This is a genomic window from Candidatus Gastranaerophilales bacterium, assembly GCA_028696075.1.
In the GTDB taxonomy this organism is placed as follows: Bacteria; Cyanobacteriota; Vampirovibrionia; order Gastranaerophilales; family JAILCC01; genus JAQVHS01.
In genome coordinates, this window is the sequence record JAQVHS010000012.1 from 14,162 (window position 1) to 29,043 (window position 14,882).

At 36.6% G+C, this 14,882-nt stretch carries 14 protein-coding genes; 8 read left to right on the forward strand and 6 right to left on the reverse strand.

Annotated elements, in window-relative coordinates; genetic code table 11:
• On the reverse strand, window positions 1–1,614 hold the full coding sequence (locus PHX18_07745; GenBank protein MDD3594503.1) for a tetratricopeptide repeat protein: 1,614 nt from the start codon (window positions 1,612–1,614) through the stop codon (window positions 1–3).
• 86 nt (window positions 1,615–1,700) lie between these two features.
• Window positions 1,701–3,329: an AMP-binding protein gene (locus PHX18_07750; protein MDD3594504.1), complete on the reverse strand. Its 1,629-nt coding sequence runs from the start codon at window positions 3,327–3,329 to the stop codon at window positions 1,701–1,703.
• Window positions 3,330–3,497: 168 nt separating this feature from the next.
• On the opposite strand from PHX18_07750, the gene PHX18_07755 reads away from it, so the two are divergent.
• Complete coding sequence (locus PHX18_07755) at window positions 3,498–4,133, forward strand: response regulator transcription factor (protein MDD3594505.1); 636 nt, start codon at window positions 3,498–3,500, stop codon at window positions 4,131–4,133.
• A gap of 11 nt (window positions 4,134–4,144) precedes the next feature.
• On the forward strand, window positions 4,145–4,666 hold the full coding sequence (locus PHX18_07760; GenBank protein ID MDD3594506.1) for a pentapeptide repeat-containing protein: 522 nt from the start codon (window positions 4,145–4,147) through the stop codon (window positions 4,664–4,666).
• Here PHX18_07760 and PHX18_07765 read toward each other — a convergent pair.
• The 4 genes from PHX18_07765 to PHX18_07780 form a co-directional block, all read right to left on the reverse strand.
• Window positions 4,663–5,034 (reverse strand): hypothetical protein, encoded by a 372-nt coding sequence (locus PHX18_07765; protein ID MDD3594507.1) that lies wholly within the window; start codon window positions 5,032–5,034, stop codon window positions 4,663–4,665. The genes PHX18_07760 and PHX18_07765 overlap by 4 nt on opposite strands.
• 71 nt (window positions 5,035–5,105) lie before the next feature.
• Entirely contained in the window at window positions 5,106–6,560 is a 1,455-nt protein-coding gene (locus PHX18_07770; GenBank protein MDD3594508.1) for a glycogen synthase, read from the reverse strand.
• Window positions 6,561–6,573: 13 nt separating this feature from the next.
• A complete protein-coding gene (queD, locus tag PHX18_07775) occupies window positions 6,574–6,933 on the reverse strand; it encodes a 6-carboxytetrahydropterin synthase QueD (GenBank protein ID MDD3594509.1) in 360 nt (119 codons plus the stop codon).
• Window positions 6,934–6,944: 11 nt separating this feature from the next.
• Window positions 6,945–7,676: a type II secretion system protein gene (locus PHX18_07780; protein ID MDD3594510.1), complete on the reverse strand. Its 732-nt coding sequence runs from the start codon at window positions 7,674–7,676 to the stop codon at window positions 6,945–6,947.
• 120 nt (window positions 7,677–7,796) lie between these two features.
• Here PHX18_07780 and PHX18_07785 point away from each other — a divergent pair, with 120 nt between their 5' ends.
• The 6 genes from PHX18_07785 to kdsA are packed head-to-tail and all read left to right on the forward strand — an operon-like array spanning window position 7,797 to window position 14,845.
• Window positions 7,797–8,870 carry a type IV pilus twitching motility protein PilT gene (locus PHX18_07785; protein MDD3594511.1) on the forward strand — a complete coding sequence of 358 codons (1,074 nt, stop codon included), beginning with the start codon at window positions 7,797–7,799 and terminating at the stop codon, window positions 8,868–8,870.
• A gap of 14 nt (window positions 8,871–8,884) precedes the next feature.
• Complete coding sequence (locus tag PHX18_07790) at window positions 8,885–10,624, forward strand: hypothetical protein (GenBank protein MDD3594512.1); 1,740 nt, start codon at window positions 8,885–8,887, stop codon at window positions 10,622–10,624.
• Entirely contained in the window at window positions 10,624–11,211 is a 588-nt protein-coding gene (locus tag PHX18_07795) for a hypothetical protein (protein MDD3594513.1), read from the forward strand. Before PHX18_07790 ends, PHX18_07795 begins: the two co-directional genes overlap by 1 nt.
• 10 nt (window positions 11,212–11,221) lie before the next feature.
• Window positions 11,222–12,559 (forward strand): Trk system potassium transporter TrkA, encoded by a 1,338-nt coding sequence (gene trkA / locus PHX18_07800; protein MDD3594514.1) that lies wholly within the window; start codon window positions 11,222–11,224, stop codon window positions 12,557–12,559.
• Entirely contained in the window at window positions 12,556–14,028 is a 1,473-nt protein-coding gene (locus PHX18_07805; protein ID MDD3594515.1) for a TrkH family potassium uptake protein, read from the forward strand. The genes trkA and PHX18_07805 overlap by 4 nt, the downstream gene beginning before the upstream one ends.
• Window positions 14,021–14,845: a 3-deoxy-8-phosphooctulonate synthase gene (gene kdsA / locus PHX18_07810; protein MDD3594516.1), complete on the forward strand. Its 825-nt coding sequence runs from the start codon at window positions 14,021–14,023 to the stop codon at window positions 14,843–14,845. The genes PHX18_07805 and kdsA overlap by 8 nt, the downstream gene beginning before the upstream one ends.
• Window positions 14,846–14,882: the final 37 nt, after the last annotated feature.

Genomic DNA, 14,882 nt, shown 5'->3' on the forward strand with positions numbered 1-14,882 from the left:
TTATTCAAACAGGTCGTTTAATCTTTCGGTAATTTCCTGCGCATCAAGCTCGTTGGTTATTTTATTTATATCAAGCGCAACCTGATAGAGTCTTGCCGCTTCAATTTTATCCCCTCTTACAACCATTGCTCTTCCAAGATTATAATAAGCAAGGGCATAGTTCGGGTTGGAAGCGACAGCCAGCTCAAAACAATCAATAGCATCTTTCACCTTGCCTAAATTGTCTAAATACAGTACGCCAAGGTTATTATAAGCGATGTCATAGTTATTGTCGTATGCTATAGCAAGCTCGTATTCTTTGATAGCTTCGTCGATTTCATCCCTGCCCCAGAGCAGATAACCCAGATTACAGTGTATTCTTGAGTTTTCAGGATAAAGTTCAAGCGCAAGATTATAAACCACCTTGGCGTTATCGTAATCACCTTTGTCGTAGAATGCGCTTCCAAGGCTTATGTAAGTATCAATATCATTAGGATTTAATTGGTATGCACTTTGATATGCGCTTATTGCCGCATCATAATTTTTAACCGATTCATGAAGAACATAACCTAAAGTCTGAGATACAACACTTGTCCAGTCTTTGCTGGGGTTTAAATTTATAGCATAGTGGTAATATTTTATGGATTCATCAATTTCACCTTTTAAATAAAGAATATTAGCAATATGACTGTATAAGACGGGGTTACGCGGTTGTATTCTGATAAGTTTTTTATAACTTTGAACCGCTTTGTCATAATCTCCTATTTCTTCGTACAGCTGGCACATGGATTGATATGCCGGAATATTTATGGGGTCTATCCAAATCGCCATCCTGTATTCGTTTATGGCTTCTTCATATTTGCCTATTGATTTGTATACATCTCCTAACAAAATGTATAAAGGAATCCAACCCGGCGCTTCCTCTATTTTTTCCTGATACAATTCTATTGCTTTATCTTTTGTGCCTGTTTCTTCAAAATACCAGCCTTTTGTATATATAGGTAAGAATTCTATCATATTTTTGATTTTTGTAAATATATTGTGTAGTACAAAAGAATCAAACGGTATTCCTAATACAGCCAATGTTTTTCTCCACCAAATTTTTAAACTGTTTTTTAAGGAAGGCGGATTTATAATACTAAGAACATCAGCCAGAAGAAAATTTATTTTCGAGGTTCTCAGTTTCTCATAGTGTAAAGCCGTATAGGCATTTTTGATGCATTCTTGCATATTATCTTTTTTATAAAAGGTTTTTGCTGCCATAAAATACGCATCGGCATAAGTCGGGCTGTAATTAATCGCATAGTTAAAATGAGAAAGCGCCTTGTCCAACTCGCCTTTGCACAGGAAAGCCAGCCCCATTTTATAGTGAATTACATCGGCATCGGTATTCGATTCTAATGCTCTTTGGTATTCTGTAATAGCTTCATCGGCGTACTGTTTTATGTTGTAAATATCCTGGTGCTTCTCAATGTATAAATCCCCTAATTTTATATGGAGTTTTGAATTGGTAGGGTCTTCATTCAGTGCATTTTTACAGATATTTATAGCATTGGTGATGTCTCCTTTTTTTTCAAGAGAAATGATTTCATTTTCTATTTCTTTTATTTTATTATCTTGTTTTTCACCAAGCATTTTTATTCCAATACACTTTATACTACTCTTATTATAATATTAATAAGGAAAAATTTGAATTAAATATTGCGTTCTTGTTGCAAAGTTTAACCTAAGAGCAGTTTTTTTACCTCATTGCGTTTAATTTTTCTTGTAGCGGTTCTTGGCATAGGAGCATCTGCCGTTATAATATTAACAGGTCTTTTGTAAGCGGCAAGCCTTTGGGAAAGTTTCTTTACTTCGGCTTTTATAATATTTTCAAGTTCCTGCTCATTTTGTGCGCTTTCCGCTATTTCCTGCTTAGGTAGTATTGCAACGCATACGTCTTCCGTACTGTTTTTTTGTCCGCCCGTGCGTCTGCCGCCAAATACGCAAACTTCTTCAAACATAGGTGATTTTTCAAGTACAGATTCTACTTCTTCAGGGAATACTTTTTTACCGCCGCTTAATACAATCATGCTTTTTATTCTGCCTGTGATAAAGACAAAACCTTCTTTGTCTATTTTGGCGATATCACCGGTTTTTAACCAGCCGTCTTCGGTAAATACTTCTTTCGTCAGTTCAGGCTGATTATAATAACCCTTCATTACATTATCGCCTTTTACAAGCAATTCTCCTGTTTCAGGGTCTGTTTTTACTTTTACGTTAGGTAGAGCCCTGCCTACTGAGCGGAATTTGCTTACTGATGCTCTTTCTGTTGCCACAACAGGACTTGCTTCAGATAGCCCGTAACCTTGGTACACAAGCATACCTATTCTTTTAAAGAAAATACCTACATCTAAGTCTAATGGCGCACCGCCTGCAATACAGCCTTTGAATTTGCCGCCGAACTTGTCATGTATTTTTTTGAATAACAATTTTCTTGTCCATAAAGGAAGATAATCCGCTATGCTGTAGAAGAATTTAAACATAGCCTTTCTCACGGGCGAGAGTTGATTGACCTCTGTTTCTATGCCGGTTTTAAGCAGCTTTAAAAAAGCAGGTACCACAATCATAAATGTAACTTTTTTATCTCTGATAATTGAGAATAAATCTTTTGGTTTCAAACTTTTTGAATAGTAAATAGATGTTCCCCAATTTAAGAATGACAAGAACCCTACAGTTAATTCAAATAAGTGATTCATAGGTAAAATAGAAAGCAGCTGGTCATTTTCACCAAAATCAAAACACTTACTGATGGAGTCAATTTGAGCTAAAACATTTTTAAAAGAAATTTCTACCCCTTTAGGGCTTCCTGTTGTTCCCGACGTATAAATAATAAGAGCGGTTTTATTGGGCGCTCTGTGCCGCCATTTGCCTTCAGTGTTATTTTCAATATTATACATAGATGCGTATTCTGTCATTGCGCTGCTGCCGTCCAGCACAATTATATCTTCTATTGATGGTATTTCTTTTTTCAGTTCAACAGCTGTTTCCAGAAAAGCGTTTGAAACAAGGAGTAATTTAGGCTGACAATCGGCAAGAATTGATTGCAATTCATAAATAGTAAGTTTTATATCAAGAGGAACTACTGTTGCACCGGCCAAGACAGAGGCAAAGAGTGTTGCGCCCCATTCAGGCATGGATTCCGATAAAATTGCAACCTTATCGCCTTTGTTGATACCTATTTTAATTAAATGATTGGCAAGTCTTCTTGATAAAATCCCAAGGCCTCTGAAAGTAAGCTCTTTCCAGCCCAAATGTGATTTCATTCCTAACGCTATACGGTTTTCAAAGTCATCTGTTTTGTTTTCCATCAATAATAAAAGATTTTTGTGGTACATAATTTCCTCTCATGCATAATCTGACTATTTCGTTTATTATATAATAATTATTAAATAATGGAAATCAGGTTAATATTATTTGCTTTTCAAAAAATAAAAAGTACTGTTATAATATGAGGTAAATAAATTTTAGGAAAAAGCATGGTAGACTCACTTGCAAAAATTTTAGTAGTAGATGATCATCCTAAGTATCTGGCAGATACTTTGCCAATGTACGGCTATGAAGTACAGGTTGCTTATGACGGTATTCAGGCTGTGCAAATGTTAACTAATTCCAACCAGCATTTTGATTTGGTTGTTTTGGATGTCATGATGCCGAACATGGATGGTTTTGAGGTTTTAAAGGTTATCAGAAGTAAAGAATATCTTGAAGAATTACCTGTAATTATGCTGACTGCGGTTGACGCAGAGCAAAAACAGGTTTCGGGTTTGAAATTCGGGGCTGATGATTATATTGTTAAGCCGTTTTCTTTACCTAATTTTCTTGCCAGAATTGAAGCAATTTTAAGACGCTCTAAAATCAAAGAAAAGAGAAAGTCCGATAAGGCTTTGGATTTGGCATTTTCTACCGATGAACCCGTTGCGCCCCTTACAACAAGGGAAAAAGAGGTTCTTGAATTAGTGGCAAAAGGTGCAAACAACATGGATATTTCCAAAAAGTTGTTTATAAGAGAAGTTACGGTAAAAACTCATATGAATAATATCTTTAAAAAATTAAATGTTTCAAACCGTACCCAGGCTATTTTGCTTGCTATGCAAATGAATATTATTAAATAAGGATTTGGTTTATGACAGAAAATATTATTGAGTTATTAAAACAAGGTAAATTTGATGAATTTAACGCAGAAATTAAAAACAATGTTGAAGATTTAACCGAAAGCGATTTATCGGGCATGGAATTGTCAGGAGTTTCTTTTTACGGGCATGATTTATCCGGGTCTGATTTTTCTGAAACTACGCTTGATAATGTTAACTTTGAAGGGACAGACCTATCAAGCGCAACTTTTGCACGGGCACACCTTACTACTGTTGCATTCAACGGCGCTGTTTTAAACGGTACCAAGTTTAATAACGCTCAAATTTATTCCTGTGATTTTACAGATGCTGATATGAGCGGAGCTGATTTTTCCGAATCTGATTTAAGTGATAGCGATTTAAGTCTGTCGCTGAATTTGAACAAGTGTACTTTTGATAAATTTACTATTTGGCCTGATGCCGATAACTTACCGTCTGATTTTGATACGGATTATCAGGATGATTTAGCTTCTCTTAATGAAGATGACGATTACAATAATAATGAAGACTACTAGTTAATTACTTGTGTTTCGTCGTTCATTTTCATAAATACTTGCAATAGCTCCATAGGATTGCTTATAGCGTAAGTGGGAATTTCTTTTTTTACTATTTTGCCGTCTATATTTCTCGGGGTTGCTTTTATTTTTAATATCGGCACAAACGAAGGTGCAAGCCCCAAGCCCTCTTTGCAGATTTTTTTGGAAACGGATAAATCTATGATACTGTTTGGGGTTACCCTGTCAAATGCATCTTTGTACTTTTTAATAGCAAGTACTGAATTAATTGTACCTGACCTGAAACAATTTTTTTCCATATCTTCGGTTTTGGGGATTGTTCTCACTCTGCCAAAAGACTGTTGGTGGTTAATATTTTGTAATTTCATAACATTACTCCTGATTACTAAGCTGATTATACAATTATTTCTATTAAGTCTGTAAAAAAATAATTTGCCGGTTATATCTTTAATACATCTTCATAAAGCCAGATATACTTTTGCGCACTTAGATTCCAGCTGAAGTCTTGTTCCATATCCCTTCGAACAAGTTCTTGCCAGGCTTTTTTGTCTTTAAATACATCACAAGCCCACTTTATGGTATCTAAAAGCCCGTTGGCGTCATAATTCCAAAATTTAAACCCTGTACCCTCTTGAGTTTCATTGTTATAATTTTGAACAGTATCAACAAGCCCGCCTGTTTCACGCACAATCGGAACAGTGCCAAAAGCCATCGCTATAAGCTGGCTTATTCCGCAAGGTTCAAAACGGCTCGGCATTAAAAACATATCGGCTCCCGAATAAATATATTCTGCTTCTGTGGCGTTATAACCTATAAAATCTCTTATGTTACGGCTATTTAGTCCCAAATGTCTGAACATATCTTCATACCATCCTTCGCCCGAACCTAATACTATCATTTGTGCATTCATTTGTTTGAATTCATGCGCAATAGCTGCAATTAAGTCTAATCCCTTTTGGTTTACGAGGCGTGATACTATACCTATAAGCGGAATACTTTCGTTCACTTCCAGTCCGTATTTTTTTTGCAATTCAAGTTTGCATTTTAATTTGCCAGATAAATCATCTTTGCTGTAATTTGCAAAGATTTTCTTATCTGTCGCCGGATTCCACTCATTGTAGTCTATGCCGTTTAAAATACCGCAGGTTTTATATTTTTCATCATATAAAACCTGTTCTAACCCTTCGCCGTATTCGCCCCTTTGGATTTCAAACGCATAAGTCGGTGATACGGTTGTGATTTTGTCTGCAAACTTTAAAGCTCCCTTCATCATATTTACTTCCTTGCAGCATTCAAGCATATCAAAACGCCATGCCCAATCAGCAGGAAATCCGATAAAGTCTACAATATCTTTTGAATAACGCCCTTGATAAGCAAGGTTGTGTATCGTGAATATAGATTTCATACCGCCATGGAAGCCCGAATATTTAAAACTTTCTTTGAGATGCATGGGTATTGTAGCCGTATGCCAGTCGTTGCAGTGTATTATGTCTGCTTTAAAATCCATCAGCATTGTGAATTCAAGCACAGCCTTTGAAAAAACAGCATAGCGTTCATGCTCAAACCTGTTAGAAACCCACTGCGGGTAAATGTAGTTGAAATTTCCGAAGTAGCCGTCATTTGCCAAAAAGTATATTTCAACATCGCTATTCGGCAGCTTGCCTTTCATAACGCCGAATCCGATATCGCTGCTGCCCATCTGTACTGTCAATGGCGGAAAATTCACGTATTCAATTCCGTATTTTTGATAATCTATGCAGCCGTATGCGGGCATTACCACTTTGATTTCATGCCCGAGGTTTTTAATGTACTTAGGCAGGCTTCCCGCCACATCCGCTAATCCGCCTACTTTTGCAAACGGAGATACTTCTGCCGAAACAAATAAAATATTCATTATCTATCCTTTTCTATTCTTCAAAATACGAGGCACAGGCTCTTTCTGTTTCCCATACGGAAACTTTTGTGATGGTATAAAAATTTTCTTTTAATCTGTAATATATAACCCTTGCTATTCTTTCACTGCTTGGGCTTTTGTCTTTAAATTCTTCAAGCTCGTTCAGGTCTTTGTGGTCAAATTCTGCCAGAGTTTCTTTTAACGCTTTTTTTAACACTTTGAAATCTATCAAGATACCTGATTTATCAAGATTTTCACCTTGAGCGTAAACTTCTACTTTCCAATTATGCCCATGTTGTCTTTCGCATTCTCCCTCGTAGTTTAGAAGGTGATGCGCAGCAGAGAAATGGTCTTCTATTTTTATTTCAAACATATTATCTCCTTTTAGTAATAATTAATACGCCAGCCGTCTTCAACAATCCTGCCCGTACATGTAAGGCTATGATTTGCACCGCCTCTCTCGCAGGTTCCTGCTGCTTGCCAATGACCGTTTATATTATCAAATTTTCCGCCCATGGGATACAAATATGCAGGATAATTATCCAGTATTATAAACCCAAAAACATCTCTGCCGTAGGTATTAGGTCCTCTAGCGCCGTCCAGGTCAACTATGAATGTGCCGCAGCCTTTGGCAAATTTTTGATATTTTATGGCATTCTCATTTGTTGCAACTAACGTTTGGCAGTTGGTACCATAAGAAGTTATAGAATAAGTTTTGCCTTTTACGTCCATAAACTTGTAGCTGTTTTCGGCGTTAAAATCTACAGTGCCTATGTTTGTTTTTGGATTTTTTGACCAGCAATCACCCGCTGCACCGGAACATTCTTTGACCGTTTTATAAACTTTCGCCAGCCCGTTTCCTGCAACAAGCGGATTATTAGCAAAAAGATTTGTGGCGGATAATTTTCCACTTGCGCCGTCTTTTAATGCAAATGCCGCGAACGCTTTGTTCCCCTCATTCATAACATCTCTTACGCCTGAGAGGTAAATTTGTTTTTCATAAGTAAGAAGAAGAGAAGGCAAAGTCAGTACCATAAGTATTCCAAGTACGGTAAGGGCGAGCAAAACTTCTGCCAATGAATAAGCGTTAGAAATATTTTTCATAAAATCATCCATTGAATGTAATCATTATAATGGATTATACAGTAAAATTAAATAAAGCTTAACATATTTTTAATTTTAATTTTATTTGTTAATATTGTAATTGAATAAAAATCAAGGAGAGCATTTCTTTAGATGGTTATTGATGAGTTGTTGGAATTAGTAATTGATAATAATGCAAGCGATTTGCATTTGTCAGTGGGTTTACCGCCTATAATAAGGGTACATGGAGAATTATTAAAAACGGAATTGCCTGATTTAACGGCACAAGATGTAGAACAGTTGGTTTTTTCTATGTTAACTGCAGAGCAAAGACGTTACCTGGAACAGCATTTGGAACTTGATTGCAGCTATGGGATATTCGGCTTGGGCAGATTCAGGGTGAATATTTACAAAGAAAGAGGTACCTACGCGGCAGCATTAAGAACCGTAGCTTCTGTTACACCTACTATAGAACAACTGGGGCTGCCTACAATTGTGAAAGACTTAACGAGAAAGCCAAGAGGCCTGATTCTTGTAACAGGTCCTACCGGAAGCGGTAAATCTACAACCCTGGCGGCAATGATTGATTCCATTAATACCAGCCATGCCTGCCATATTCTTACAATTGAAGATCCTATAGAATTTGTGCATAATTCCAAAAAGGCTTTAGTCCACCAAAGAGAGCTCGGCGCTGATACAAAAACGTTTGCAAATGCCCTGAGAGCCTCATTAAGAGAAGACCCTGACGTTATACTAATCGGTGAAATGAGAGATTTGGAAACTATCCAGCTGGCTATAACGGCGGCTGAAACAGGACACCTTGTGTTCGGAACTCTGCATACTTCAAGCGCTATTCAAACAATAGACAGAATTGTAGACGCTTTTCCTCCAGGGCAGCAGCAGCAAATCAGAGTTCAATTATCAACAAGCTTGGTAGCGGTGCTTGCTCAGACACTTTTACCTAAAAGAACGCCTGAAGGCAGGCAGGATGGCAGGATTTTGGCTCAGGAAATTATGATTGTTACTCCCGCTATTGCCAACCTCATAAGAGAAAGCAAAACTATCCAAATGTACAGTTCCATTCAAACAGGAGCGCAACATGGTATGATTACTTTAGAAGCTTCGTTGAAGAATTTGTACGACAGAAAATTGATTGCCTACGAAGATGCTATGATGGTAACTTCAAGACCCGATGATTTAGCTAAGCTGCTTGGGTACAATACGTAATGGATTAAAAACTTATGGATTTTGATATAAAACAAATATTGGATAATTTGCAGCATAAGAAGAAATTGGTTTCGATTAATATTTCTCCTAAATCTGTTGTTGAAATTGCTGAAATTGAAAAACAAACTCATAAAATTATTAATTATACAAGCGTTCCGATTCAATACAACAGCTTTTCCAAGCAAATAGAAAATTTTGCCGACTTTGAATCCGCTCTAAAAAAAGCTTTTTTAGAGCTGGGTTTCAGCCTTAATTCTTCCGTATATTTATCCATTCCTACTGTAATTACCAGCCATCAGGTATTTCCGGCTTCTTTGGAAGATGACTCTATTAAACTTTCTTTAACCGCAGAGGTTGAAAAAAACTACATATTTAAGAAGTATGACCCTTCCATAAGCTATTATAGAATTCCTACCGAAAATCCTGACAATGCTTTTTTATGTTATACGGCTATTCAGTCGGAACAATTGGCACAAATAGTCAGTGTTCTTGAAGGAGTGGGTATAAAAATACTTGCTGTTGATTCGAATTATTCTTCGATGCTGCGCGGTATTATAGCAAGTAATAAAATAGAACGTTTGATTGTAGATGAGAACAGAAAATGGAATGTTGTTTTAATAACTCCAAATAGCTACAATATTCTTGCTATGTCAGGTTCTAATCTTATTGAAATCTTTGAAGAGCCTCTTGCTGTCAAATCTTTTAATGAAGATGAAGTTTATCAGGTTATTGCAGATTCTCTTAATCTTTCTTTAGTGAATTATCCCGCGGACCAAATGGTTATAGTGAGCCAGTCTGATGATGTTTCAGCTGAAATTCTTATGTCTTCTGTCAACTCCGACGTTGTTATGTCTTATATAGAAGATAACAAATTTACAAAGAAACCGATTGTTGAAGTAGGATTTAATGTTGTACAATCAAAAGCTCAAAAAATTTCACCCGAAATAGTAGGTATATCATTATGGGCGGAGCATCCTGATTCTTTCAGGTTTAATTTTGTTGATACCGTAGTAGAGTTGAGTACCGATTCTATTCTTATTAACATAATGGGAAGAGATGTAGAACTTACCTCCAAGCTGCTTGAAACTATTTCGATTATTCTTGTAGTTTTAATAGTTTTATTTGTAGGTGTTTTATACGGACTCGGTTATATGCTTGAAAGCGCCCAAAATAAAGCATATGAAGATGTAGTGGAAAAAGTCGGAATTATAGAAAAATCCTTAGAAAATAAGCCTCAGGCAAGAGGTATAAGTCTTGAGGAATTTTTGCAAAATACTTATACTAATAATAAAGATATGTCAAAATCCTATAACGCTATAGGGGAAGAAATCCCGGCAATGCTATGGATTGAAGAGTTCGAAATGGGTGATTCTTTGGCTCTTTATATGAAAGGGTCAGCTTATACAATGGATGATGTTTTGAATTACTATGACAGTTTAAAGCGTCTCGGAAGATTTAACGATTTAAAGATAAGTTCGCTAAAAGTGGCGGATACTACCTATAACACCCAGGATTATTCCGTTTCACCGCAGGTGGAAAAAGTTTATGAATTTGTCTTGGGGCAGCCTGTTTATTCATTATTTAACGCAGTGCCGGCTGCAGCCGGCACTGCTCAAACTCAAGCAGGCACTGACCCTAATGCGGCTGATATTTCCGGCTCTAAAAAGGTTAATCCTGCTAAGCCGGCCCCTGCACCTTCAGACTCAGAATTGCCGCCTCCGCCGACAACATTACCTAAACAGGATACTAACTAATGGAAATAATTAATTTTCTTACATCTGCTAAAAATATTAAATCAATGGTTATTATTATAATGGCAATTATAATTGTGGTATATTCTTCAATTTTGCTTGTTGTGCCTAAATGGCGTGATTTTATTGATTTGCTTGAAAAAACCAAAGAATCCGAAGTTCAGCTTGAGAGCTATCAACAAAAACTTGATGCAAAAAGAAGAGAAGAAAAACTTGTGGAAAAAAAGACGGAGACTGTTCCTGTAGAAGTATATAAATCACCGTTAAGTAATTTACCCGTAGAAAGCTCTTCTATAGATTTAGTTACCAATGTAATCAGTATGCTTGAAAAGAACAATAATAATATAATAAATATTTCTTATACCCCTAATCCTGCTGCTGTTAACGAGATGACGGTGCCTGTCAGCGTAGGGGTTGTTGAATTGAAATTAAAGCTTGATTCCACTTATGTTTCTTTAAAGAATTTTTTAACAACACTTTATTCATATAATTATCTATGTTCTGTAAAGGCTATGCGAATAGTTCCGTTTCAGGATAATAAAAATATGCTTGATGTTGATATAATAATTTGGGTATATGTAATGAAATAATGGGAATTTTATGAAAATAATAATAAGCGGAGCAAATGAAACAAGTTATTTGTTGGCCGCTGCTCTCCAGGATAAAAATGATGTTACCGTAATTGATGATAATGATGAACTTCGTCAGGAGTTTGACAATCTTGATATTACTTTTATTGAGGGTAACGGCGCTAACCTTCAGGTTTTAGAGATGGCAGGGGTAAAAAGCGCAAAATTATTTATCGCATGCGGTAAAACGGATGAAGCTAATATAGTAGCAGCATGGACTGCCAAAAAAGTTTCAGGGATTATAACAGTTGCGTTTGTGAGTAAGTTTGAGTATTTTAAAAGTTTTAATTCTAAAAATAACGGCTCATACCTTGAAGAAATAGGGATTGATTATGTTATTTGGCCGGAAGAGCTTTTGGTACAAGAGATTTTTAGAATAATAACCGTACCTGAAGCGATAGATGTGGAATATTTTGAGGGCGGTAAGGCAAGGCTTTTTGAATATCGTATAAAAAAAGATACCCCTATTATTAACAAAGAGCTAAAAAATTGTTCATTCCCCGAAGATACTATCATTGTCGGCATAACAAGAGATGAAGAGCTGTTTATTCCCGACGGTGCTACTAAGCTGTTATTGAATGATAAAGCTATTTTTATGGGAACGGAACATGCATTAAATATCCTTTCAAGAAATTATTTCTTTGATAAGCAAAGCAGGGTAGATTCCGTTGCAATCATAGGCGGCGGCAACGTAGGCTTTATGCTTGCGCAAAAACTTGAGAGCGTAGGCATCAGGACAAAAATTATAGAGAGGGATTTTGAAAGATGTGAGATTTTATCTGAAAAATTGCAAAATACTTTGGTTTTGCATGCAGACGGTACCGATATTAAGCTTTTGGCGGAGGAAGTAGCGGAGAGTGCCGTGGTGGTTAACGTTACCAATAATGATGAGAAGAATCTGCTATGTTCGTTAATTACAAAACAACTTGGTGTAAAAAGAATAATAACAAGAGTAGGCAACGAAAATATAATTGCGCTTTTTGAAAAAGTCGGGGTTGATGTTGCGCTTTCTCCTAAGGCTGCTACCTTAGATGAGATAAAAAATAAAATTGTTGATAAATCTACTCACATTATTGCTACTGTAGAGCAGGGAAAAGCGGAAATTCTTGAGCTTGAAGTGTCAGAGAAAATAGAAGATAAACTTGTCAAAGATATTCATTTTCCTACGAGGGCTATTATTGGTATTATCAAGAGGGGAAAACGTATTATTATCCCCAAAGGTGATACGATGCTCAGAGAAGGAGACAGTATGATTATATTTACAAAATCAGACAGTGTATTGAAAATAAAAGAATTTATTAAACGATGAGACCCGATTATATATTATCAGCTTTAGCAATAGTTTTGACAGGGTTTGGGTTATTAGCGCTTACCCCAATTTTGGTTGCATTGTATTATTGTGATTATTCTTCTATCCTTCCTTTTATTTCAGCTTCTATTGTTTCAATAGTAACAGGCAGGTTTTTTGCAGCTATATCGGGTGCAAGGAACAATTTTAACGACTTAAATAAAAAAGAAGCGCTTTTAATTGTATCTTTGACCTGGGTAATGGTTTCCTGTATAGCCGCTATACCTTATCTGTTTTACGGATTTTCTCTTATCAATGCCTTATTTGAGGCAGTGTCAGGGATTACCACCACAGGTGCTACAATTCTGACCAATTTTTCATATCCCAAAACAGTGTTCTTTTGGCGAGCAATGAGCCAATGGCTTGGCGGTATGGGTATTATAATCTTGTTTATAGCTGTTTTACCGCAATTTGCGGTAGCAGGACGGCAAATGTTCTTTGCAGAAGTTCCCGGTCCTACGGAAGAAAAAATTACTCCGAGAATAAGACAAACAGCAAGTTTGTTATGGATGGTCTATGCTATTCTAACCGTTGCGGAGATAATTTGTTTGAAAATAGCCGGTATGCCATGGTTTGACAGTATTTGTAATTCACTTGCAACTATTTCCGCAGGCGGGTTTTCCCCCAACCCTTCGAGTATAATGGGGTATAATAATAATGAGGTTATTTGGGTTATTACATTTTTTATGTTTTTGTCGGGCTGTAACTTTGCTTTGCAGTACAGAGTGTTTTTTCAAGGTCAGTTTAAGGCTTTGATAACCAATGAAGAGTTCAAATTTTATACTAAAATCTTTTTGGTCTTTTCGTGCTTTTTAGCTTTTACGCTCATGTATCACAATCATTTCGGTTTTAGTGATGCGATAAGAGATGCAATGTTTCAGATTATATCAATTATTACTTCAACAGGATTTGCATCGGCTGATTTTGATTTATGGGCAAATGCTTCAAAAGTATTGATTTTTGCAATGATGTTTATAGGGGGCAGTGCAGGCAGCGCAGGCGGCGGTATAAAAGTTGTGAGGGTTTTAATTATTATAAAATACTTAATAAGAGAAATTACCCAGATTCTTCACCCGAGAGCGGTATTGCCTTTGAAAATAGGCAATATGGTAATCCCTGCGGATGTTTTAAGACAGATTGTCGGTTTCGTTATGTTTTATTTTGTAATTTTTATTTTATCATCGGGGATTACATCCATGATTGAGGAAAATATTGTCCTGGGTGTAACAGGCAGTGCCGCCACGATAGGCAATATTGGTCCAGGATTTATGGGTATAGGTCCTATGCAGAGTTTTAACGGTTTGCATGTTGTTACAAAAATTATATATATATGTAACATGCTGGTAGGAAGACTTGAATTAATTCCGTTTCTTGCTATGCTTCATGTAGATTTTTGGAAGATTAAATTTGAGGGCAAGAATAATGCTTAATAAAGTTAAAATTAATGATAATGTAGTATTCGGCAATGACAAACTTGTTATTATAGCAGGTCCCTGTGCAATGGAAGAGGATGTTTCAATTACCCTTAAAACAGCGGAAGAGTTAAAAAAAATCACGCAGGAACTTGATATTCCTTTTGTGTTTAAATCTTCGTTTGATAAAGCAAACCGCAGTTCCATAGATTCTTACAGAGGGATAGGCCTTGAAAAAGGTTTGGAATTGCTTGCAAAAGTAAAACAAGAATTTGGCGTTCCTGTTTTGACTGATATACATAGCGTAGAGCAGGCATCTTTAGCGGCAGAAGCTGCAGATATACTGCAAATTCCGGCGTTTCTTTGCCGCCAGACAGACTTATTGGTAGCAGCTGCTAAGACAGGCAGGGTTGTTAATATCAAAAAGGGTCAATTTTTGGCCCCTTCTCAAATGAAAAACAGCATTAAAAAAGTAACCCAGTCGGGAAATGACAAAATCCTTTTGACAGAAAGAGGTTCTACTTTCGGCTACGGTAATCTGGTTGTTGATATGAGGGCAATACCAATAATGCGCGGGCTTGGCTATCCGGTTGTCTTTGATGCCACGCACAGTGTGCAGCTTCCCGGCGGTAACGATGTAAGTACAGGTGGCGAGAGACAATTTGTACCGACATTGGCAAAAGCTGCAGTTGCAGCAGGGGCTGATGCTTTGTTTTTTGAAGTCCATCCTGACCCTGACAATGCTCCTTGCGATGGACCTAATATGATACCTATAAGTCAGGCAAGAGAACTGTTTACGACCTGTAAAGATATTTTTAATTTGATTAGAAATTGAATGTAATATATAATAGCTTTTGTATATTTTAACGGAG